A 20,625-nucleotide genomic window follows, 5' to 3' on the forward strand; every position below is an offset into this window, starting at 1 on the left:
TGAATGTTCGGGTGGGGCGCCGGCGGCGCCCCGGCGCTTACCGGTGACCGGCGCGGACAAGGTCCTCCACGGTTTCCTCGATGCTCTCGCGCAGCACCCGGACCACGGTATCGACCTGTTCGCAGGTGAGGATCAGCGGCGGCGACATCACGTTCAGGTGGACGATCGGACGAACCAGCAGGCCGCGCTTCTGCGCCCGCAGGTGGACCCACTCGCCGATGTTCAGGCTTTCCGGGAACAGCGCCTTGCTCGCCTTGTCGGCGACGAACTCGACACAGGCCATGAAGCGCATCCCGCGCACGTCGCCGACGATGGGCAGGTCGCGGAGGCTTTGCAGGCGCTCCTCGAAGTAGCGGCCGACCTCGTCGGCGTGGGCGAGCAGGCCCTCGCGCTCGATGATCTCGATGTTCTTCAGCGCCGCCGCGCAGGCCACCGGGTGGCCGGAGTAGGTGAAACCATGGCTGAAGCAGCGGCCCTTGTCCGGCTCGGCGATCACCTCCCAGATGCGCCGGGAGAAGATGCACGCGCCCAGCGGCTGGTAGCCGGAGGTGAGGCCCTTGGCGGTGAGGATGATGTCCGGCTGTACGCCGAACACCGCCTGGCTGGCGAAGAAGTGGCCGAGGCGGCCGAAGGAGGTCACCACTTCGTCGGAGATGTACAGCACGTCGTAGCGCTGGCACAGCTCCCACATCCGCCGGTGGTAGCCCGCGGGCGGGACGATCACGCCGCCGGAGCCGAACACCGGCTCGGAGATGAACGCCCCCACCCGGTCGGCGCCCAGTTCGAGGATCTTGCGTTCGAACTCCTCCACCAGGCCATCGAGGAACTCGGCCTCGCCCAGTCCTTCCGGAGCGCGGTAGTAGTAGGGACAGGCGAGGTGGTGGATGCGCTCGTCGAGGAAGTCGAACTCGGCCGGCCGATCGGCGCTCTTGCCGCCCAGCGACATGCCGAGGAAGGTCGAGCCGTGGTAGGCGTTGATCCGCGTGATGACGTGCTTCTTGGCGCGCTTGCCGCGGCAGTTCTGGTAGTAGTGCATGAGGCGGATCGCGGTGTCCACGGCGGTGGAACCGCCGGTGGTGAGGAACACGTGGTCGAGGTCGCCGGGGGCCAGCTCGGCGAGCTTGCGGCAGAGTTCGATGGCGCGCGGGTTGGCCATGTCGCAGAAGGGATTGGAATAGGCCAGCAGGCGGGTCTGCTCGGCCACGGTGCGAGCCATTTCCTCGCGCCCCAGGCCGATGTTGGTGCACCACATGCCGCCCACCGCGTCGAGGTAGCGGTTGCCGGCGGTGTCGTAGATATAGGCGCCGTCGCCGGCGGCGATGTTCAGCGAGCCGTTGACGCGGTGGTCGTCGAACACGTGGTAGCCGTGCATGTAGTGGGCCTGGTCGGCACGGACCAGGTCGGCGTCGCCGAGGGGGGACGTGGCGTGCAGTCTTGCGTTCATCGGGCTGTCGCTCTTCTCGGATGGATGCTCCGAGGGTGCAAGAGCACCGCGCGGCGGGCCATACCCCATTTTGGGGTAAGCGCTGGGTGCGGCCGACGCGGCTTGCTATCCTGCGGCGACAACGACAAGAACGAGCCGTACCGTCCATGCAGGCCATCGCCCCGAACGCCCTCGACCGCTGGCACGAACACCTGGCGCTGGCGATCCGGCGCCTGCGCCAACCCGACTTCCTCGCCGCGCTGGTCGACGCCATCCACCAACTGGTGCCGATCGAGTCGAGCATGATCAGCCTGGAACGCAAGGGCCACGCGCCCACCCTGCTCTACGAGCGCGGCATCGCCGAGCGCTTCCGCGAGGCGATCATCCGCCGCTACTTCTCCCGCGGCTACCTGCTCGACCCTTTCTGCCTGGCGGTGGAGGAAGGCCTTCCGGAAGGCTTCTACACCCTCGGCGAGATCGCCCCCGACGACTTCTTCCAGAGCGCCTACTACCAGACCTACTACCTCGGCGCCGGAGCGGTGGAGGACGTCTACTACATCCTCGACCTCGGCCCCACCGAGAAGCTCTCGATCTGTCTCTACAACGGCCTTTCGGCGAGCCGCTACAGCGACGCCCAGGTCGCCGCCCTCGCCGGCCTGGCGCCGCCGGTGCTGGAGCTGGCCCGGCAGTTCTGCGCCGGCCGCGCCAACCTCTCGCCGAACCCGCAGGCCGACCTCGCCCCGCGCCTTCAGGAAGTGCTGCGCGGCTTCGGTCGCGGCGTGCTCACCGACCGCGAACGCGAGGCCTGCCACCTGCTGCTCAGCGGCCACTCGGCGAAATCCAGCGCGCGGCTGATGGACATCTCCCCGGAGACCGTGCGCATGCACCGGAAGAATCTCTACACCAAGCTGGAAGTCGGCTCGCAGTCGGAACTGTTCGCGCTGTTCATCGAGTGCCTGAGCCAGGGGCAGCGCGTCGGCCCCTGAGACTCAGGGCGAGACGCCGCCGAGCAACTGTTCGGCCAGCGCCGAGCCCTCGCGCAGGCGACGGTCGTTGCCGATGCGGCGGGTCAGGCCGATGCGGTCGAAGTGCTCGAGGATCTGGATGCTGCGCTTGCGGCCGATGCCCAGGCGGTCGCGGAATTCCGCCGGGCGGATCAGCCCGGCGGGGTCGCGGACCTGCACGGCGATCTCGGCCAATTGACGCAGGGTGGCTTCCGGGTAGAACAGGTCGCGCACCACCTGCTGCAACTGGCCCAGGCGCGCCAGCTTGCGCAGCAGGTTGCGCATGGCGGCTTCGTCCTGGCGCAGCTCGCGGGCCAGGTCGCGAACCCAGGGCGGGTCGTAGCGGCCGGCTTCGAGCAGCGGCCAGAGGCGCGCGCGCAGTTGCTCCTCGCTATCGCTCAGGCGCACTTCGTGGCCGGGCAGGTGCAGCCAGGGCCCGCTGCTGTGCACGTCGCCGCCGGCCAGGGCGGCCTCGAGCAGGGCGATGAACACCGGCCGCTCCAGCTGCGGCAGGGCGTAGCGACGCAGGCGGTCGCGGTCGGGACCGAGTTCGTCCGGTAGCTCTTCGTGGAAGCGCCGCAGGCCGGCGAGCAGTTGCTCGACCAGGGCGAACCAGCGCTCCCCGGCGAACAACCGGGGGCCGAGGCGGGTCTGCACCTCGACCACCTCTTCCGGCAGCCGCCAGTGCTCGCGCGGGCGGTTGAAGGATTGCACCAGGCGTTGCGGGTCGAGGCCGTTCTCGGCCGCGCCGAGCAAGGTCGGCAGCGCCTCCTCCAGGCTTTCCTGGCGCAGCGCCTGAAGCTGTGCCAGACGTGCCGGCGTTCGTCGGTTGCGCGCCGGCGCGGCGCCGTCGAGCACCCGCCCGCCGCCAAGGGTGCGCTGCGCCGACTGGTCGCGCAGCACCAGGCGGTCGCCATGCAGGGCCTGGATCGGCGCGTTCAGCACCAGTTGGGCGAAGGCGCGGTGGCCAGGCTCCAGTTGTTCGCCTTCGAGCAGGGCCAGGCGCCCGGTGACGTCCTGGGTGCCCAGGTGCAGGTGCACCGGGGTCCAGTGGGTGAAGTCGCGGAGTTCGACGGGCAACAGGCGGAAGTCGATGTCGACCCGCGTGGTCGGCGCGTGCAGCGCGGCCTGCAGCAGCCAGTCGCCGCGCTGGATCTGTTCCAGCGCGAGGCGCTCGCCGGCGATGTTCAGGGCCACGCGCTGGCCGGCCCAGGCCTGTTGCGCGGGCCGGTTCTGCGCGTGCAGGCCGCGCACCCGCACCGGCCGTCCGGCGTTGCCGAGGAGCAGTTCGTCGCCCACCGCGACCTGTCCGGAGAAGGCCGTGCCGGTGACCACGATGCCGCTGCCGGCGACGCTGAAGGCCCGGTCCACCGCCAGGCGGAAGTATCCCTCGCGGCTACGCTCGCGGACTTCGCCGGCGAGCCCGCCGAGTGCTTCGCGCAACGCCTCGACGCCCTCCCCGGTGCTGCTGGAGAGCGGGAAGATCGGTGAGCGCGCCAGCGGGCCGGAGGCCAGCAGGTGTTCGACCTGGGTCCGCACCTGCTGCACCCGCTGCGGCTCGACCCGGTCGATCTTGGTCAGCGCCACCAGCGCCCGGCGGATACCGAGCAGTTCGACGATCGCCAGGTGCTCGCGGGTCTGCGGCATCAAGCCGTCGTCGGCGGCCACCACCAGCAGCACGCAATCGATGCCGCTGGCGCCGGCCAGCATGTTGTGGACGAAGCGCTCGTGGCCGGGCACGTCGATGAAGCCGGTGGGGCTGCCGTCGCCAAGGTCGGCGTAGAGATAGCCCAGGTCGATGGTGATCCCGCGTTGGCGCTCGGCCGGGCGGCGGTCGCCCTCGATGCCGGTGAGGGCGCGCAGCAGCGAGGTCTTGCCGTGGTCGATGTGCCCGGCGGTGCCGACGATCACGACAGCTCGCTCCGCAGTCGCGGCAACTGGGCGAGGAACGCCGGCTCGTCGTCGAGCTGGCGCAGATCGAGCCAGAGGGCGTCGTCCTCGAGCCGACCGATCACCGGCAGCGGCAGCCCGCGCAGGGCTTCCTCGAGGTTGCGCAGGGCGCGTCCGCGCAGGCGCCTGGGCTGCCGCGGACGCAGGCACAGCGCGGCGCTGGCCAGCCGCGCCACCGGCTGCGCGCCGCTGCCGATCATGCCCAGGGCGTCGACCACAGCGACCTCCCAGCCCTCGCCGAGCGCCTCGCCCAGCGCCGGCGCCAGACGCTCGGCCTGGGCGCGGATCTCCGCCGCCGGGCGGCTGAGCAGGCGCAGGGTGGTCAGGCGTTCGGCGAGGCGGTCCGGATCGCGGTACAGGCCGAGCACCGCCTCGAGGGCGGCGAGGGTCAGCTTGTCGACGCGCAGGGCGCGCTTGAGCGGGTTCTTCTTGATCCGCCCGATCAGTTCTCGATTGCCGAGGATCAGCCCGGCCTGGGGCCCGCCGAGCAATTTGTCGCCGCTGAAGGTAACGATGTCGGCGCCGTCGGCCAGGGCTTCCTGCACCGTCGGTTCCTTGGGCAAGCCCCAGCGGGTCAGGTCCACCAGGGTGCCGCTGCCGAGGTCTTCCAGCAGCGGCAGGCCGTGGCCATGGGCGATGGCCGCCAGTTGCGCGGTGGGCACGCTGGCGGTGAAGCCCTGGACGCTGTAGTTGCTGGTATGCACGCGCATCAGCAGGCCGCTGCGCGGGCCGATGGCGGTTTCGTAGTCCCTGGCGTGGGTGCGGTTGGTGGTGCCCACCTCGTGCAAGCGCACGCCGGCGCGGGCCATGATGTCGGGAATGCGGAAGGCACCGCCGATCTCGATCAGCTCGCCGCGCGAGATGATCCCTTCCTTGCGCGCCCCCAGGCTGTTCAGCGCCAGCAGCACCGCCGCCGCGTTGTTGTTGACCACGGTGACTGCCTCGGCGCCGGTGAGTTCGCGGATCAGCCCGGCGATCAGGTCGTCGCGGTCGCCGCGCTTGCCGCTGGCCAGGTCGAACTCCAGGTTCAGCGGGTAGCGCGCGGCCAGGGTGATCGCCTCGATGGCCTCGTCCGGCAGCAGGGCGCGGCCGAGGTTGGTATGCAACACCGTGCCGGTCAGGTTGAACACCCGCCGCACGCGGCTGGCATGCTGCGCGGCGAGGCGTTCGCCGGCGCGCCCGGCGAGCACCGCCTCGCTCAGTTCGATCTCGGCGAGGGCACCGCGTCGGGCCGGCTCGCGCAGTTCGTCGAGCAGGTCGCGGAGGGTCGCCAGCAACGCCTCGCGGCCGTAGCGCTGGTGCAGGGGAGCGGCGGCCGCGCTGCGCAGCAGGCGGTCGACCGAAGGCAAGCGAACGGAACTCATGGAGAAACCTTATCCACAGGGTAGGGTCACCGACACGCCCATCATAGACGCGTCGGCGCATGCCCGCAGCGTCTTCGGCTATTCGCCGCCGGGGGCCAGCAACAGGTTCGGCGAACGCCGCAGGTAGCCGTCCTCGGCCAGGCGCATGTCCAGCGCCAGGCTGGCCAGGTCGTCGGCAAGGGCATCGGCGTGGCGGTCGAACTCCAGGTAGAACTGCTTCAGGTAGCCCTGGCAACTGGGGCAGGTCTCGGCGCGCAGCACGGCTTTTTCCGCCGGCTGCCCGTCATGCTCCAGGGACAGGTAGGCCAGGTGCTTGCTTTCCTCGCAGTGGCTGCACTTGATCCGCACGTAGTGCCATTCGCAGGCGCACAGCGAGCAGCTCAGGTAGCGCAGGCCGGTTTCCTTGCCGCCCTGGCGGATCATCCCGGCCATCGGCGGCGAGCCGCAGGCGGGGCACAGGGTCCGGCTCTCGGTCTCGACCACCGCGCCCTCCTCCAGTCCCAGCAGCCAATGGCTCCAGGCTACCTGCAGGGCGGCGCCGAGGAACGGCACCAGGGCCGCCGGCAGGAGGTCGAACTGACCGCTGAGCAAGGCGATGGCCCAGGCCTTGCGCTGGCCTTCGTCGGCTTCGCGCAATTGTTCGAGTGCCGCGCCGACGGCGGCGTTGGCCGGTGCCGGGTAGCCCGCGAGCAGGGCATCCAGCCAGGGCAGCCAGGCGCCTTCGCGCACCAGCAGGTCGTAGGCCAGCGGCGGCATGCCGTGCTCGCGGCTCTTGCGCAGGCGCTCGGGGTCGAGCGGGGCCAGGGCCGGCGGGTTGTCCAGCAGCGCCTGCTGGAGCCGGCAGAGACCGGCGACCAGCCGCAGGTAGTCGCCCATCGGGTGCCCCTCGGCCAGTTGCAGCAGACGCTCGCCGCGGCGGGTGAACAGGTCGCGCGACGGCTGGTGCAGGTGCGGGGGAATGTTGGCGGCGGCTTCGATCTGCCCCGGCTGAAGAATGGTGCGTGACACGGGAACTCCTCGGGTCTGCGCCGGCGGGCCGGTGGGCCGCGCCGCAACGATCGGGCGCCCGGTGGGGCGCGGAATGAATGCAAAGGCCCCATCGCTGGGGCCTCCGGTCGGGCGATGGCGACACTATACGCGTCAGTGCTCCTCGCCCTTGCCGACTTCCTTCAGCCAGCCGTTATGGTGCTTGCGCGCCCAGGCGCGGCTGACCTTGCCGTAGAGCATCGCGCCCATCGAGCCCTTGACCCAGATGCCGGCGTAGATGTGCACGATGATGCTGGCGATCAGGACGAAGGCGGCGAAGGCGTGCAGGAGCGCCGACAGGCGGATCGCCTCGATGCCGAACCAGGCGCTGAAGTACTGGCGCCAGATCACGATGCCGGTGACCAGCAGGGTCAGCATGCTCAGCAGCAGCACCCAGAACAGCAGCTTCTGCCCGGCGTTGTAGCGGCCGACTTCCGGGAGGTTCTCCTCGCGGTTGCTGACCACGTCGCGCCACTGCTTGAGCCACTGGATATCGCTCTTCTGCACCCGGTTGTGGTGGGCGAAGCGCACCACCAGGCCGAGGAAGAAGACGAACATCGCCAGCCCCAGGAAGGGGTGCAGGATACGCGTCCAGGGACCGCCGCCGAACAGGTTGGTCAGCCAGAACAGCGCCGGGTGGAACAGCGCCAGCCCGGACAACCCGGCCATGAAGAACAGGATCGCCACGGCCCAGTGGTTGCTGCGCTCGTTGGCGTTGTAGCGCTGGATTTCATTTTTCATTTCCGACTCCTCGAGAGCGCCGCCGCTGCCGCCGGGTCGCGGAGGACCGGCGGCAACGCCCGCGCGCAGGCTCAACGACGCTCGTGCGGGTCAAAGGTGTGTACCGACGGATCGACCTGGTGCACCGGTGCCTCGGCTTGCCCGTGGTCTTCCTCGTCGTCCGCGCGGTTGGGACCGACGCGCACATAGTGGAAGAACCCGGCGAGCACCGTGGCGCCCATGGCCAGCAGCGCCAGCGGCTTGGTCACGCCCTTCCACAGGCTGACCAGCGGGCTGACGCTCGGCTGGTCGGCCAGGCCGGCATAGAGCGACGGCTTGTCGGCGTGGTGCAGCACGTACATCACGTGGGTGCCGCCCACCCCTTCGGGGTCGTACAGGCCGGCGTTCTCGTAACCGCGGCTCTTCAGGTCGACGATGCGTTCGGCGGCGTGTTCCTTCATGTCCTCCTTGCTGCCGAAGACGATGGCGCCGGTCGGGCAGGTCTTCACGCAGGCCGGCTCCATGCCCACCGAGACGCGGTCGGAACACAGGCTGCACTTGTAGGCCTTGTGGTCCTTCTGCGAGATCCGTGGGATGTCGAACGGGCAACCGGTGATGCAGTAGCCGCAACCGATGCACTTGTCCTGGTTGAAGTCGACGATGCCGTTGGCGTACTTCACGATCGCCCCCGGGCTCGGGCAGGCCTTCAGGCAGCCCGGCTCGACGCAGTGCATGCAGCCATCCTTGCGGATCAGCCACTCGAGGTTGCCGGCCTCGTTCTCGTGCTCGGTGAAACGCATCACCGTCCACGAGTCGGCCGTCAGGTCCATGGGGTTGTCGTAGGTGCCGTGGTTGTGGCCGACCTCGTCGCGCAGCTCGTTCCATTCCGAGCAGGCGACCTGGCAGGCCTTGCAACCGATGCACTTGGACACGTCGATCAGTTTCGCCACTTCCTCCTGGTTCCGCACCGAGGGCATCGGCGTGGTGGTCGCGGAGCGGGCGTGGATGTCCTGACTACTCATGTTTCACCTCACGCCTTTTCCACGTTGACCAGGAACGACTTGAACTCCGGCGTCTGGGTATTCCCGTCGCCCACGAAGGGGGTCAGGGTGTTGGCCAGGAAGCCGTTGCGCGCCATGCCGGCGAAGCCCCAGTGGATCGGGATGCCGACGTGGTGCACGGTCTTGCCGTCCACCTGCAGCGGGCGGATGCGCTTGGTCACCACCGCCACCGCCTTGATGTAGCCGCGGTTGGAGGAGACCTTGACCTTGTCGCCGGCATTGATGCCCAGCTCCTTGGCCAGCGCCTCGCCGATCTCGACGAACTGCTCGGGCTGGGTGATCGCATTCAGCCGGCAGTGCTTGGTCCAGTAGTGGAAGTGCTCGGTGAGCCGGTAGGTGGTCGCCGCGTAGGGGAACTCGTCGGCCGTGCCGAACAGTTCCATGTCGTTCTTGAACACCCGTGCCGCCGGGTTGCTGATCGCCTTGCGGTTGTCGCGGTGCAAGGGGTTCACCCCGATCGGCGTCTCGAACGGCTCGTAGTGCTCGGGGAACGGGCCTTCGGCCATCTTGTCGACGGCGAACAGGCGGGCCACCCCTTCGGGGTTCATGATGAACGGGTTCATCCCGGCTTCCGGCGGTACGTCGGCCTTGTAGTCGGGCACGTCGGTGCCGCCCCAGGACTTGCCGTTCCACCACACCAGGCGCTTCTTCTCCGGGTCCCACGGCTTGCCGCTGACGTCGGCCGAGGCGCGGTTGTAGAGAATCCGCCGGTTCGCCGGCCAGGCCCAGGCCCAGCCGAGGGTCTGGCCCATGCCGTAGGGGTCGCTGTTGTCGCGGCGGCCCATCTGGTTGCCCTGCTGGGTCCAGGAGCCGGCGAAGATCCAGCAGCCGCTCGCCGTGCTGCCGTCGTCGCGCAGCAGGGCAAAGCCCGGCAACTGCTCGCCGGCCTTGGCCAGGATCATGCCGTTGGCCGGGTCGACCAGGTCGCTCAGGGCCTTGCCGTTGAACTCCCGGGCCAGTTCGTCCGGGCCCGGTTCGTCGGGCTTGAGGTAGGACCAGTCGAGGCCGAGGATCGGGTCGGGGAAGGCCCCGCCGTCCTTGCGGTACATCTCGCGCAGGCGGTGGAACAGCCCGGCCATGATGGCGATGTCCGGACGCGCCTGGCCCGGCGGCTCGGCGCCCTTCCAGTGCCACTGCAACCAGCGGCCGCTGTTGACGATCGAGCCGTCTTCCTCGGCGAAGCAGGAGGTGGGCAGGCGGAACACCGTGGTCTTGATGCTGGCGGTGTCGACGTCGTTGTACTCGCCGACGTTGCGCCAGAACTCCGAGGTCTCGGTCACCAGCGGGTCCATCACCACCATCCACTTCAGGCGCGCCAGCGCGGCGCCGACCTTGGCCTTGTTGGGGAACGAGGCGATGGGGTTGAAGCCCTGGCAGAAGTAACCGTTGACCTTGCCCTGGTACATCATGTCGAAGTAGCGCAGCACGTCGTAGCCGGCGCCCGGCATGTCGAGCTTGGGCAGCCAGTCGTAGCACCAGTTGTTTTCCTTGGTCGCCGACTTGCCGAACCAGGCCTTCATCAGGCTGACGTGGAACTTGCCGTAGTTCTGCCAGTAGGACAGCTGTCCCGGGCGCAGCGGCTTGGCCGTGCGCTTGGCGATGTAGGCGTCGTAGTCCTGCTCGGCGTCCATCGCCAGGGTCAGGTAGCCCGGCAGCGAGTTGGACAGCAGGCCGAGGTCGGTCAGGCCCTGGATGTTGGAGTGGCCGCGCAGGGCGTTCATGCCGCCGCCGGGCATGCCGATGTTGCCCAGCAGCAGCTGGACCATCGCGCCGGTGCGGATCATCTGCGCGCCTACCGAGTGCTGGGTCCAGCCCAGGGCGTACATGATGGTCATGACCTTGCCCGGCTTGGAGGTCTCGGCGATTTCCGCCCAGACCTTGAGCATCATGTCCTTCGGCGTACCGCAGATGTTGCTCACCACGTCCGGGGTGTAGCGGCTGTAGTGCTGCTTGAGCAGGTTGAACACGCAGCGCGGGTGGGTCAGGGTCGGGTCGACCTTGGCATAGCCGTCCTCACCGATCTCGTAGCCCCAGGAGGACTTGTCCGGGTAGGTCCGCTTCTCGGCGTCGTAGCCGTTGAACAGGCCGTCCTCGAAGCTGAAGCCTTCCTTCACGATGAACGAGACATCGGTGTAGTTGCGCACGTATTCGTGCTGGATCTTGTCGTTTTCCAGCAGGTAGTTGATCAGGCCGCCGAGGAAGGCGATGTCGGTGCCGGTCCGGATCGGCGCGTAGTAGTCGGCGACCGAGGCGGAACGGGTGAAACGCGGATCGACCACCAGCAGCCGCGCCTTGTTGTGCGCCTTGGCTTCGGTGACCCATTTGAATCCGCACGGGTGGGCTTCGGCGGCGTTGCCGCCCATGATCAGCACCAGATCGGCATTCTTGATGTCGGTCCAGTGGTTGGTCATGGCTCCACGGCCAAACGTCGGGGCAAGACTTGCCACCGTCGGGCCGTGTCAGACACGCGCCTGGTTGTCGAATCCCAGGATGCCGAGGGAGCGCATCACCTTGTGGGTGATGTAGCCGGCCTCGTTGGACGAGGCGGACGCGGCGAGGAAGCCGGTGGTCAACCAGCGGTTGACGGTCTGGCCCTGCTCGTTCTTCTCGACGAAGTTGGCGTCGCGGTCTTCCTTCATCAGCTTGGCGATGCGCTCGAGGGCTTCGTCCCACTCGATGCGCTTCCACTCGCTGGAGCCGGCCTCGCGCACTTCCGGATACTTCAGGCGGTTCGGGCTGTGGATGTAGTCCAGCAGGCCGGCGCCTTTCGGGCAGAGGGTGCCGCGGTTGACCGGATGGTCGGCGTCGCCCTCGATATGGATGATGTTCTGCGCGACGTTCTTGGCGCCGTCGCCCTGGCTGTACATGATCAGGCCGCAACCGACCGAACAGTAGGTACAGGTGTTGCGGGTCTCGACCGTGTGCGCCAGCTTGAAGTGGCGGACCTGGTCGGCGAAGGCCTCCGTGGGGGCCATCCCGAGCGCCGCAAGGCTCGATCCTCCAAGGCCTATACCGCAGACCTTGAAGAATTGCCGACGGTTCATATCCATCGTGCATCTCCTGCATCAGGCAAAGGACACCCGGGACATGGCCGGATGTCTCTGGTTAAAAGATAGCCAGCCTGGCGAGGTACGCCAGCCGGGCATGGCTACGGGGCAGCGAACCCTACACGAACGCTGGGTTTTTCTGCCTTGACCGGAGTCATTACACGGCGGCGCAAACCTTGTCCAGCAAGGTGCGCGGAATCGGGACAGGTCCGAACGCCGCGAGGCGCGCGAACAGGAGGTGATATCCAGGTGCCATTAGACCAAAGACTAATGCCGGGTCGCCTAGGGCTGCGGCGACCCGGCGAGCGGATCAGAGTCCGACGTTCCTGAGGCGATTGGCATGCTGCCGATAGACCTGGGTCGGGTCGCTCTCGAACAGGCTGACCAGGCCGAGCAACTGGTTGACTTCGTCCAGATGGTCCATCCGGTAGTTGTCCTTCACCACGCTGCCCAGGTGGCTGGAGCATTGGCCGACCAGACCGTCGTTGGCCTCGCCGAACAGCAGCCCGGTCACCGCCAGGCCGGCGGAGCTCGGGTCGAGCGCATTGGTCAGGGAGCCGGTGCCGCTCATCGAGTAGTAGCGCACCCCGGCTACCGTCTCCGCGCCCTGGCCACAGGCGCTGGCCGGGATCGCCTGCGGGAAGCGCTGGTTGAACCGCGCGGTGCCGGGAGTGTTGAGACTGTTCAGGGCAGCCAGCGCGTCGCCCTTGACCCACTCGCCGCCGTCGACGATGTCGACCACCGAGAACAGCGCCTCCACCGCCGAGGCGATCACCTCGGTGCCGATCGGCCCGAGGAACTCGCTGAAGCCGGTCACCGCGTCGGCTACCGGCGTGCCCTTGTGCGGCGTGCCCATGGTGGTGACCGAGGCCACCAGTTGCGGCGCCACCCCGGCGACGTAGCGCACGGTCATGCCGCCCTGGCTGTGGCCGATCAGGTTGACTTTCTCCGCGCCGGTCAGGGCCAGGACTTCCTCCACCTGCGCCAGTAGCTGTTCGCCGCGCACCTCGTTGCTGTTCACCGGCGACTGCGAGGTGGCGAAGACCTTCGCGCCGTCCTTCTCCAGGGCCGGCACGATAGCGTGCCAGTAGTCCACCGGGCCGACGCTCTTGAAGCCGAACAGACCGTGGGACAGCACGATGGGATAGCGCGTGCGGGTGTAGTCGGTCGCAGCGTGCACGGGAAGGCTGGCGGCCAGCGCTACCAGCGCCGCCGCGAGGAACGTCTTGTTCTTGTTCATCGTCGAGACTCCGTTCGGATTGGACAGGCAGTTGGCAAGGCACGTGCTGAGCGGGCCGGAACCCCAGCCTGACAGCGCCGCCAAAGGCGTCGAGCCGTGCTTAAGTTGGGCTTCCGGCGCACGCCATTACCCCGGGTAACAGCGCCGCCGTTCCCATTCCGCCCGCCGCGCCGCAAGTGCTGTCGGAGAGCTTTCGATGCCTGTCACCCGGGGCCACAGCGGTGCAGCGCAGCGAGCACCTATCCGATCAGCCAGTCCGCCGGCTTGACCGAAATGCCTGGCGGTTCCGGCAAGCGGGCCGCATTCGGCGGCGGCGCAACTTCCTATGGTGAAGCGTCCCTGGCTACCGGAACCGCGCCATGCGCAACCCCTACCCGCCGCTCGCCGCCGCTCCCTATCCGCACCTGCTGGCCCCGCTGGACCTGGGCTTCACCCGTCTGCGCAACCGCGTGGTGATGGGTTCGATGCACACCGGGCTGGAGGATCGTCTGTGGGACTTCGGCAAGCTCGCTGCCTACTACCGCGAGCGTGCCCGGGGCGGCGTCGGGCTGATCGTCACCGGCGGTTTCGCGCCCTGCCGCGAAGGTTGGCTGCTGCCCTTCGGCAGCAGCCTCACCAGCGCCCTGGAGGTGCCCGCCCATCGTCGCCTGACCCAGGCGGTGCATGCCGAGGGCGGCAAGATCCTGCTGCAGATCCTCCACGCCGGGCGCTATGGCTACCACCCGATGGCGGTGTCCGCCTCGCCGTTGAAGTCGCCGATCAGTTGGTTCACCCCGCGCGAGCTCTCCGAGCGCGGCATCCGCAAGACCATCCGCGCCTTCGTCCGTTGCGCGCGGCTGGCCAAGGCCGCCGCCTACGACGGCGTGGAGGTGATGGGCAGCGAAGGCTACCTGCTCAACCAGTTCCTCTGCCCGCGCACCAATCGCCGCGACGACCAGTGGGGCGGCCCGCTGGAAAACCGCATGCGCCTGGCGCTGGAGATCGTCCGCGGCATCCGGCGGATCGTCGGCCAACGCTTCATCCTCTGCTATCGCCTGTCGCTGCTCGACCTGGTCGAGGGCGGCAATACCTGGGACGAGGTGCGGCGCATCGCCCTGGCCCTGGAGGAAGCCGGAATCACCCTGCTCAACACCGGCATCGGCTGGCACGAGTCGCGCGTGCCAACCATCGTTACCTCGGTGCCGCGCGCGGCCTTCGCCGAGGTCAGCGCACGGCTGCGCCACGAGCTGAAGGTGCCGGTGATCGCCAGTAACCGGATCAACACCCCCGAGGTCGCCGAATCCCTGCTCGCCACCGACAAGGCCGACCTGGTGTCGATGGCCCGGCCGCTGCTGGCCGACCCGCAGTTCGTGGCCAAGGCCGGCGCCGGCCGGGCCGAGGAGATCAACACCTGCATCGCCTGCAACCAGGCCTGCCTCGATCATGCCTTCGCCAACCGCCGCGCCACCTGCCTGGTCAACCCGCGGGCGGCCTTCGAGACCGAATTGCGCTACCGCAAGGCGCGCACGCAGAAGCGCATCGCGGTGATCGGCGCCGGCCCCGCCGGGCTCTCCGCCGCCTGCGTGGCCGCCGAGCGCGGGCATCGGGTCAGCCTGTTCGAGGCGAGCGGGGAAATCGGCGGGCAGTTCAACCTGGCCAAGCGGATTCCCGGCAAGGAGGAGTTCCGCGAAACCCTGCGCTACTTCCGCGTGCGTCTGGAACGCCTCGGCGTCGACCTGCGCCTCGGCCACCGGGTGCGCCAGGGCGAGCTGGACGGTCAGTTCGACGACGTGGTGGTGGCCACCGGCATCCAGCCACGCCGGCCAAGGATCGACGGCATCGGCGGACCGACCGTACTCAGCTACGTGGACGTGCTGCGCGGCGCGCCGGTGGGCGCGCGGGTCGCCATCGTCGGCGCCGGCGGCATCGGCTTCGACGTCGCCGCCTTCCTCGTCGCCGCGCCCAGCGACGGCCAGCCGCGGGCGCTCGGCGAATGGCTCGCGGAATGGGGCGTGGACCTCGACAACAGCCAGCCCGGCGGCCTCCGCGAACCCGCTCCGACGCGGCCGGCGCGCCAGGTCTGGCTGCTCCAGCGCAAGCCCGGCGCTCCCGGCGCGCAGCTCGGCAAGACCAGCGGCTGGGTACACCGCGCGCACCTCAGGCACAACGCCGTACGGATGCTCGGCGGGGTGGAGTACCTGAAGATCGACGAACGCGGCCTGTTGATCCGCGTCGACGGCGAGGAACGCTGGCTGGAGGTGGACAACGTGGTGATCTGCGCCGGCCAGGAGCCGCTGCGCGAGTTGCAGATCAGCCAGGCGGCGGAAAGCCTGCGCTTCCACCTGATCGGTGGGGCGCGGGTGGCAGGGGAACTGGATGCCAAGCGGGCGATTCGCGAGGGGGCCATGCTGGCGGCGCGCTTGTAGGGGGATAACGCCGCTGGCGGTATGGCTGCCGTAGGGCGAACAACCGCTCGCGGTTACCCGCCGGGCGGAATCCGAGGGCGTGCGATGGGGTCTCGCGTTTTCCTCCTCCGCCCCCGCCTGGTGCATACTGTGCGACTCCCCGTACCACTCCGGCCCGTCCCTCGCCATGCGCGGGGCGCGCTCGCCGTCATCGTTCCAGGAGTCTTGCATGCCCACTCCACCCTGGTGGCTGTTCGTCCTGCCCCTGCTCGCCGGCGCCTGCCTGCCGCTGCAGGCGGGGATCAACGGCCAGTTGGCCAAGCAGGTGTCCAGCGTCCTCGCCGCGGCACTGATCTCGTTCTTCGTCGGCACCCTCGGGTTGCTCGCCCTGACTCTCTCGCAGCGCGAGTTTCCCGGCCTGGCGGCATTGCGCGGGCTGAGCTGGTGGCACTGGTGCGGCGGTTTCCTCGGCATGTTCTTCATCTTCATCGCCGCCTTCGCCGCACCGCGCATCGGCGCGCTGATGTTCATGGTGCTGGTGCTTGCCGGCCAGCTGGGCATGGCCATGAGCCTCGACCACTTCGGTTGGGCCGGCTTCCGCGAGGCACCGATCAGCGCGCTGAAGCTGGGCGGGTTGGCACTGATCGGCGCCGGCATCTGGATGATCCGCAAGGGCTGAGTGCGTCTTGCCGCGGACGCGTCGGCCGGCCTATAGTCGGCCTCGGCGTTCTCCACGCCTCCCGTCCGCGGAAAGGGCAGCGCCCAGGCGATCCACCCCACGCATCGCGCATGCGACTCCAGGCCTGATGGCGGACAAGGCTGCAGAGGAGATCGTATGTCCTTTTCCCGCATTCTCGGCGACGGCCGGATCAATCTCGAACAGCAACGCAAGCGCGCCAAGGAGCTGTTGCGCCAGTGGCGCCGCGACCCGGCCAGCCGTACAGGGCTTCCGGGGCAGGCACCGCGCCTGGCCGACGCCCAGTGGCAGGTGGCGCGCGAACTGGGCTTCGCCAGTTGGCCGCGACTCAAGGCGCATGTCGACGCCATCGCCTTCGCCAGCCGCCACCCCGATCTGGTCGGCGGCGATGAGGCCGCGACCCTGCACCTGCGCTGCGGCAACGACATCGCCCACGGCCTGAAGCTCGCCGGCTTTCGCGGCGGCTTCCGGATGTTCGCCGACCCGCTGACCATGGGACCGGTGCCGAACCTGCCGTTGCCCGAGTTCCTCGCCCTGCGCAGCGACTACCTGAGCCGCGCCTTCGACCTCGACCCGGCCGACGCCCAGGCCCGCCAGCGCCAGGAATACGCCGGGCTCGAGCGGCTCGGCGAATACTCGCGGGTGGCGCTCTGGTGCGAGGCGGATGCCTACGACCAGTTGTTCCTGGTCCGGGTGCTGGCAGGAATGCAGACGCCGCCGGAGCACCTGGAACTGATCGAGATCGACCGCGTGCCAGGCGTCGAGCGCTTCGTCGGCATCGGCCAACTGGCGCCTGAGCTGCTCGCCTGGCTATGGACCCGGCGTCGCCCGCTGGACGCCGAAGCCCTGGCGCTGGCCCGCGCGGCCTGGGACGCCTACCGCGATCCGGCGCCACTGCGCTGGGCGCAACTGGCCGCCGCGCCGACCCCGGCGCTACCGTTGCTGGGGCCGGCGCTGCGTCGGCAACTGCATGAACTGCCGGCCCTGCGCGACGGCCTGTCGCTGAGCGAACGGCTGACCCTGGAGATCGTCCGCGACGGCGAGCGGCCGAGCGCCGGCCAGGTCTTCGCCGAGCTGACCGCACGGCGCGAGCCGCTGCCCTATCTCGGCGACCTGATGTTCCGCGTCCTGCTCCGCGCGCTGCTGGAAGAGCCCGGCGCGCTGCTGCGCACGCCGGCACCGGAACTGCCCTGGGAACGCCAGCCGCTGGCCCTGACCGCTGCGGGCCGCGAGGTCCTGGCCGGGCGGCGCTACCGCCTCGACCTCGGCGCCCCCGAACGCTGGGTCGGCGGCGTATGCCTGCGCGCCGGCACCGCGCACTGGGCGCTGGACGAGCAGGACCGGCCGGTATGGCGGGAGGACCCACGGCACTGACGCTCATCGCCCGGACGAGCGCAACGGGCGCGCAGCCACTATCATTGCGCGCCCGTTTTCCCCGCACCCGCCCGCCGATGAAGAAAATCCCGCTCGCCGCCGCCGACCCCGACCGCCTGGATACCTGGGTGAAATACCGCGAAGGCCTGTGCGGCGAGTGCAACGCGACCTGCTGCACGCTGCCGGTGGAAGTGCGCATCGACGACCTGATCCGCATGCGACTGGTCGACGAGTTCGAGCGCGAGGAGCCGGCCAAGCGAATCGCCAAGCGACTGGAAAAGGATGGCGTGATCGAGCACTTCAACCACAAGCGCGAGATCTTCACCCTCACCCGCATGGCCAACGGCGACTGCCTGTACCTCGACCGCAAGACCCGCCTGTGCACCATCTATGCCCGCCGCCCGGACACCTGCCGCAACCACCCGCGCATCGGCCCGCGTCCCGGCTACTGCGCCTACCGGCCGAGGTAGTCTCAGCCAGGCGGCGCCACGCCCTGGCATAGCTGGTACTGTCCCACCGGCGGCCGGCAGCGCAAGCGCTGGCGCACCTCGTCGGGCAAGGCGCCGAACGAACGCGAGCGGATCGCCAGCAGGGCGTCGCGACGCAACCAGCCGGCCAGCTCGCTGTCCTCCGCCCGTTGCGCCCGCCCGCCGCTGTAGAACACTGCCGAGTACGGCCGCTTCGGCCAGAACACCAGCGGCCGCTCGCGCCAGCCGGCGTCGCTGGCCAGCAGCGCGGCGGTGGACTTCTGCTCGGCGCGCGAGCCCAGCAGCAGGGAGCCGAGGAACAGCGCGAACAGCAATGGGGTCAGTGCCAGGCAAGCCAACCCGCCACGCCGCAGCCAGGCGCTGCGCGCCAGCGGCGCGCGCAGCAGGTCGGCGGCGAGCAACGCCAGGGCCGGCAGGCCGGGCAGCACGTAGGTCCAGAGGACGTTGCCGGCGAAGGTGAAGAACAGGCACGGCGCCAGTCCCCAGAACAGCCAGTAGCGCCTGCGCGAGGCGACGCCATCGACCACCTCCCCGCGCTGGCGCCAGCCCAGCCAGAGCAGCAGCGGCAGCCAGAGGCTCCAGGGAAACGCGGCGGCCAGCAGGAACAGCCAGACGCTGCCGTAGGGATAGGCGTGGGCATTGCCGTAGCGGTCGCCGTCCCAGCCGGCGGTGACGAAGCGCTGCCAATGCTCGCCGAGCAGGAAGTACTCGAGGAAGCCCGGCGTCTTCAACTCCGCCAGCAGGTACCAGGGCGCGGCTACCAGGAGCATCAGCAGGCTTCCGCGGATCCATGGCAGGCCCCGCCAGAGCGCGCGCCAGCGCCACTCCAGCAAGGCCCACAGGCCGATCGGCAGTCCGGCGAGGATCAGCGTCAGCGGCCCCTTCGCCAGCAGCCCGAGGCCGAGGCCGAGGAACATCAGCCAGCCCTCGCGGCGCCGGATTCCCTCCGCGCCATGCAGGCCCAGCCAGAAGCCGCGCATGGCCAGGACCAGCGCCAGGGCCAGGGCCATGTCGGTCATTACCGCCCCGGAGGCGACGAAGAACAGCGCCGAACTGCCCAGCAGGACGCAGGCGATCCGCGCCTGCCGACGATCTTCGCGAGCCTGCCAGTCCCATACCAGCCACAGCACCAGCACGCCCAGCAACCAGTGCGGCAGGCGGCTGGCGAACTCGTTGGCGCCGAGCAGAAGCTGGCCGCCGGCGCTGAGCCAGAAGGCCAGCGGCGGCTTGCCCCAGAACGGCACGCCGACGTCGTACCAGGGCGTGATCCAGTCGCCCAGTTCGGCCATCTTCCGCGCCACCTCGCCATAGCGGGCCTCGGTGGTGTCCATCAGCGGATAGCTGCCCAGGCTCAGCAGGCGGATGGCGAAGGCCAGGGCGAGCAGGAACCAGGCCAGCGGCCAGCCGCGCAGCGCCCTCACGGATTGGCCCCGCCGACCTGCGCCGGCAGGTAGCGGTCGATCAGGTAGAGCGGGCGGCGCCGCGCTTCCATGGTCATCCGCCCGAGGTATTCGCTGCACACGCCGATGGCCAGCAGTTGCAGGCCGCCGATCAGGAACAGCGCGGCGATCACCGGCCAGTGTTCGTGGATCTCCTGCTGGCCGAAGATCCCGGCGAGCAGGGTCGCCAGGGCCGCCAACAGGCTGAGCAGGCCGAGGTAGCCGGCGACCTTCAGCGGCGCGGTGGAAAACCCGGTGATGCCTTCCAGGGCGAAGTTCCACAGCCGCCAGTAGCGCCACTTGCTGTGGCCGGCGACGCGGGCGGCGCGGCTATAGGCGATATCGACCTGGCGGAAACCGACCCAGGCGAACAGTCCCTTCATGAAGCGATTGCCTTCCGGCAGCTCGCAAAGGGCATCGACCACCCGCCGGTCGAGCAGGCGGAAGTCGCCGACGTCGCGCGGGATCGGCACCTCGCTGAGGCGGTTGATCAGCCGGTAGAAGGCGCTCGCCGAGGCGCGCTTCAGCCAGCTTTCGCCGGCCCGGCTGCGGCGGCGCATGTTGACCATTTCGGCGCCGCCGATCCAGGCGTCGAGCATCTGCGGGATCAGTTCCGGGGGATCCTGCAGGTCGGCATCGATGACGATCACCGCGGCGCCGCGCGACAGCTTGAGCCCGGCGCTCATCGCCTGTTCCTTGCCGAAGTTGCGGGTGAAGCGGGCCACGCCCACCTGGCGGTCGGCGGCCTGTAGCTGGGCGAGGATCGTCGCGCTGCGGTCGGTGCTGCCGTCGTCGACATAGAGCACCTCGCAATCGTCGCCAAGGTCGCCGAGCACGGCGCCCAGGCGCTGGTGGAAGGCCGGCAGCACCGCCTCCTCGTTGAACACCGGCACTACCACGCTGAGCAGGCAGGGGGCCTCGAGCTTCGACGCCAGGGAAGGTTCGATCATCATGAGAAGGTCCAGAGTCGATGAAGGTGATAGGTCGCCAACAGCAGTGCGCCGGTCGCGGCGAGCTGGGCCAGGCGGTAGTCGAGTCCGGCGAGGTCGCCGAGCAGCAACACCAGGACGGCGTTGCCGAGTACGCAAAGCAGGCTGACGGCGAAGAAGCGCGGCAGCGAACGGAACACCGGGCCACGGTGGCGGAAAGTCTTCCGGCGATGCCCCAGGTAGGCAGCCAGAGCCCCGCAGCCTGCTCCCGTCGCGGCGGCCACGGCGGCGCCGACGGCGAAGCCCTCGACCAGGAGGGTCAGCACCAGGTAATGAACGGCGGTGGCACCGGCGCCGACCGAGACGAAACGCCCCAGGAGCATGCATGGCTTCCTCTGGAAACAACCGACGCCGGCATTCTAGGAAGGTGCGCAAAGCCCCGCGGTTAGCGCTGCGCAAGCTTCCTGACAGGTTTTCGC

At 69.2% G+C, this 20,625-nt stretch carries 16 protein-coding genes; 5 read left to right on the forward strand and 11 right to left on the reverse strand.

Going from position 1 to position 20,625, the window contains the following annotated elements; all coding sequences use genetic code 11:
- Window positions 1-37 precede the first annotated feature (37 nt).
- Complete coding sequence (locus VQ065_RS27440) at window positions 38-1,444, reverse strand: aminotransferase (RefSeq protein ID WP_003095308.1); 1,407 nt, start codon at window positions 1,442-1,444, stop codon at window positions 38-40.
- Window positions 1,445-1,725: 281 nt separating this feature from the next.
- Between VQ065_RS27440 and VQ065_RS27445 the strand changes: the two genes are divergently transcribed.
- Complete coding sequence (locus tag VQ065_RS27445) at window positions 1,726-2,409, forward strand: helix-turn-helix transcriptional regulator (protein WP_073650767.1); 684 nt, start codon at window positions 1,726-1,728, stop codon at window positions 2,407-2,409.
- A gap of 3 nt (window positions 2,410-2,412) precedes the next feature.
- On the opposite strand, the gene selB is transcribed toward VQ065_RS27445, so the two are convergent.
- From selB to lipC, 7 genes are all read right to left on the reverse strand, one after another.
- Window positions 2,413-4,338 carry a selenocysteine-specific translation elongation factor gene (gene selB / locus VQ065_RS27450; RefSeq protein WP_003095311.1) on the reverse strand — a complete coding sequence of 642 codons (1,926 nt, stop codon included), beginning with the start codon at window positions 4,336-4,338 and terminating at the stop codon, window positions 2,413-2,415.
- Window positions 4,335-5,741, reverse strand: coding sequence for an L-seryl-tRNA(Sec) selenium transferase (selA, locus tag VQ065_RS27455; protein WP_014603528.1), 1,407 nt, complete (start codon window positions 5,739-5,741; stop codon window positions 4,335-4,337). The genes selB and selA overlap by 4 nt, the downstream gene beginning before the upstream one ends.
- Window positions 5,742-5,819: 78 nt before the next feature.
- Complete coding sequence (gene fdhE / locus VQ065_RS27460) at window positions 5,820-6,749, reverse strand: formate dehydrogenase accessory protein FdhE (protein ID WP_003095313.1); 930 nt, start codon at window positions 6,747-6,749, stop codon at window positions 5,820-5,822.
- A gap of 132 nt (window positions 6,750-6,881) precedes the next feature.
- The gene (locus VQ065_RS27465; protein ID WP_003095316.1) at window positions 6,882-7,508 is read right to left on the reverse strand and encodes a formate dehydrogenase subunit gamma; all 627 of its coding nucleotides are present in this window, start codon (window positions 7,506-7,508) and stop codon (window positions 6,882-6,884) included.
- 71 nt (window positions 7,509-7,579) lie between these two features.
- A complete protein-coding gene (gene fdxH, locus VQ065_RS27470; protein ID WP_003095317.1) occupies window positions 7,580-8,509 on the reverse strand; it encodes a formate dehydrogenase subunit beta in 930 nt (309 codons plus the stop codon).
- 8 nt (window positions 8,510-8,517) lie between these two features.
- Window positions 8,518-11,598, reverse strand: a complete 3,081-nt coding sequence (gene fdnG, locus VQ065_RS27475) for a formate dehydrogenase-N subunit alpha (RefSeq protein ID WP_010895684.1) — start codon at window positions 11,596-11,598, stop codon at window positions 8,518-8,520.
- A 307-nt stretch (window positions 11,599-11,905) separates the two neighbouring features.
- Window positions 11,906-12,835, reverse strand: coding sequence for a lipase LipC (gene lipC / locus VQ065_RS27480; RefSeq protein WP_003095318.1), 930 nt, complete (start codon window positions 12,833-12,835; stop codon window positions 11,906-11,908).
- Window positions 12,836-13,194: 359 nt separating this feature from the next.
- Here lipC and VQ065_RS27485 point away from each other — a divergent pair, with 359 nt between their 5' ends.
- The 4 genes from VQ065_RS27485 to VQ065_RS27500 all read left to right on the forward strand — a co-directional run bounded on the left by VQ065_RS27485 (window position 13,195) and on the right by VQ065_RS27500 (window position 17,760).
- Complete coding sequence (locus VQ065_RS27485) at window positions 13,195-15,240, forward strand: NADPH-dependent 2,4-dienoyl-CoA reductase (RefSeq protein WP_003116092.1); 2,046 nt, start codon at window positions 13,195-13,197, stop codon at window positions 15,238-15,240.
- Window positions 15,241-15,448: 208 nt separating this feature from the next.
- Window positions 15,449-15,898 (forward strand): DMT family transporter, encoded by a 450-nt coding sequence (locus tag VQ065_RS27490; RefSeq protein ID WP_003095321.1) that lies wholly within the window; start codon window positions 15,449-15,451, stop codon window positions 15,896-15,898.
- Window positions 15,899-16,054: 156 nt separating this feature from the next.
- Entirely contained in the window at window positions 16,055-17,290 is a 1,236-nt protein-coding gene (locus VQ065_RS27495) for a DUF1835 domain-containing protein (protein WP_014603526.1), read from the forward strand.
- Window positions 17,266-17,760 (forward strand): YkgJ family cysteine cluster protein, encoded by a 495-nt coding sequence (locus VQ065_RS27500; RefSeq protein ID WP_016852173.1) that lies wholly within the window; start codon window positions 17,266-17,268, stop codon window positions 17,758-17,760. The genes VQ065_RS27495 and VQ065_RS27500 overlap by 25 nt, the downstream gene beginning before the upstream one ends.
- A gap of 2 nt (window positions 17,761-17,762) precedes the next feature.
- Here the strand turns inward: VQ065_RS27500 and VQ065_RS27505 are convergent, their stop codons facing one another.
- Genes VQ065_RS27505 through VQ065_RS27515 form a run of 3 tightly spaced genes read right to left on the reverse strand, consistent with a single transcriptional unit; the run spans window position 17,763 to window position 20,529 of the window.
- Entirely contained in the window at window positions 17,763-19,199 is a 1,437-nt protein-coding gene (locus tag VQ065_RS27505; protein ID WP_003095324.1) for an ArnT family glycosyltransferase, read from the reverse strand.
- Entirely contained in the window at window positions 19,196-20,170 is a 975-nt protein-coding gene (locus VQ065_RS27510) for a glycosyltransferase family 2 protein (RefSeq protein WP_003095325.1), read from the reverse strand. The genes VQ065_RS27505 and VQ065_RS27510 overlap by 4 nt, the downstream gene beginning before the upstream one ends.
- The gene (locus VQ065_RS27515) at window positions 20,167-20,529 is read right to left on the reverse strand and encodes a GtrA family protein (protein WP_003095326.1); all 363 of its coding nucleotides are present in this window, start codon (window positions 20,527-20,529) and stop codon (window positions 20,167-20,169) included. Before VQ065_RS27515 ends, VQ065_RS27510 begins: the two co-directional genes overlap by 4 nt.
- Between the last annotated feature and the right edge of the window lie 96 nt (window positions 20,530-20,625).

The organism is Pseudomonas sp. KBN10P06128 (assembly GCF_037574945.1).
Taxonomy (GTDB): Bacteria; Pseudomonadota; Gammaproteobacteria; order Pseudomonadales; family Pseudomonadaceae; genus Pseudomonas; species Pseudomonas aeruginosa.

Coding starts and splice junctions, on each gene's coding strand:
- VQ065_RS27440 (WP_003095308.1), bottom strand. CDS start 1,444: ATGAACGCAAGACTGCACGCCACGTCCCCCCTCGGCGACGCCGACCTG.
- VQ065_RS27445 (WP_073650767.1), top strand. CDS start 1,726: ATGATCAGCCTGGAACGCAAGGGCCACGCGCCCACCCTGCTCTACGAG.
- selA (WP_014603528.1), bottom strand. CDS start 5,741: ATGAGTTCCGTTCGCTTGCCTTCGGTCGACCGCCTGCTGCGCAGCGCG.
- VQ065_RS27465 (WP_003095316.1), bottom strand. CDS start 7,508: ATGAAAAATGAAATCCAGCGCTACAACGCCAACGAGCGCAGCAACCAC.
- fdxH (WP_003095317.1), bottom strand. CDS start 8,509: ATGAGTAGTCAGGACATCCACGCCCGCTCCGCGACCACCACGCCGATG.
- lipC (WP_003095318.1), bottom strand. CDS start 12,835: ATGAACAAGAACAAGACGTTCCTCGCGGCGGCGCTGGTAGCGCTGGCC.
- VQ065_RS27485 (WP_003116092.1), top strand. CDS start 13,195: ATGCGCAACCCCTACCCGCCGCTCGCCGCCGCTCCCTATCCGCACCTG.
- VQ065_RS27490 (WP_003095321.1), top strand. CDS start 15,449: ATGCCCACTCCACCCTGGTGGCTGTTCGTCCTGCCCCTGCTCGCCGGC.
- VQ065_RS27495 (WP_014603526.1), top strand. CDS start 16,055: ATGTCCTTTTCCCGCATTCTCGGCGACGGCCGGATCAATCTCGAACAG.
- VQ065_RS27500 (WP_016852173.1), top strand. CDS start 17,266: ATGGCGGGAGGACCCACGGCACTGACGCTCATCGCCCGGACGAGCGCA.
- VQ065_RS27510 (WP_003095325.1), bottom strand. CDS start 20,170: ATGATGATCGAACCTTCCCTGGCGTCGAAGCTCGAGGCCCCCTGCCTG.
- VQ065_RS27515 (WP_003095326.1), bottom strand. CDS start 20,529: ATGCTCCTGGGGCGTTTCGTCTCGGTCGGCGCCGGTGCCACCGCCGTT.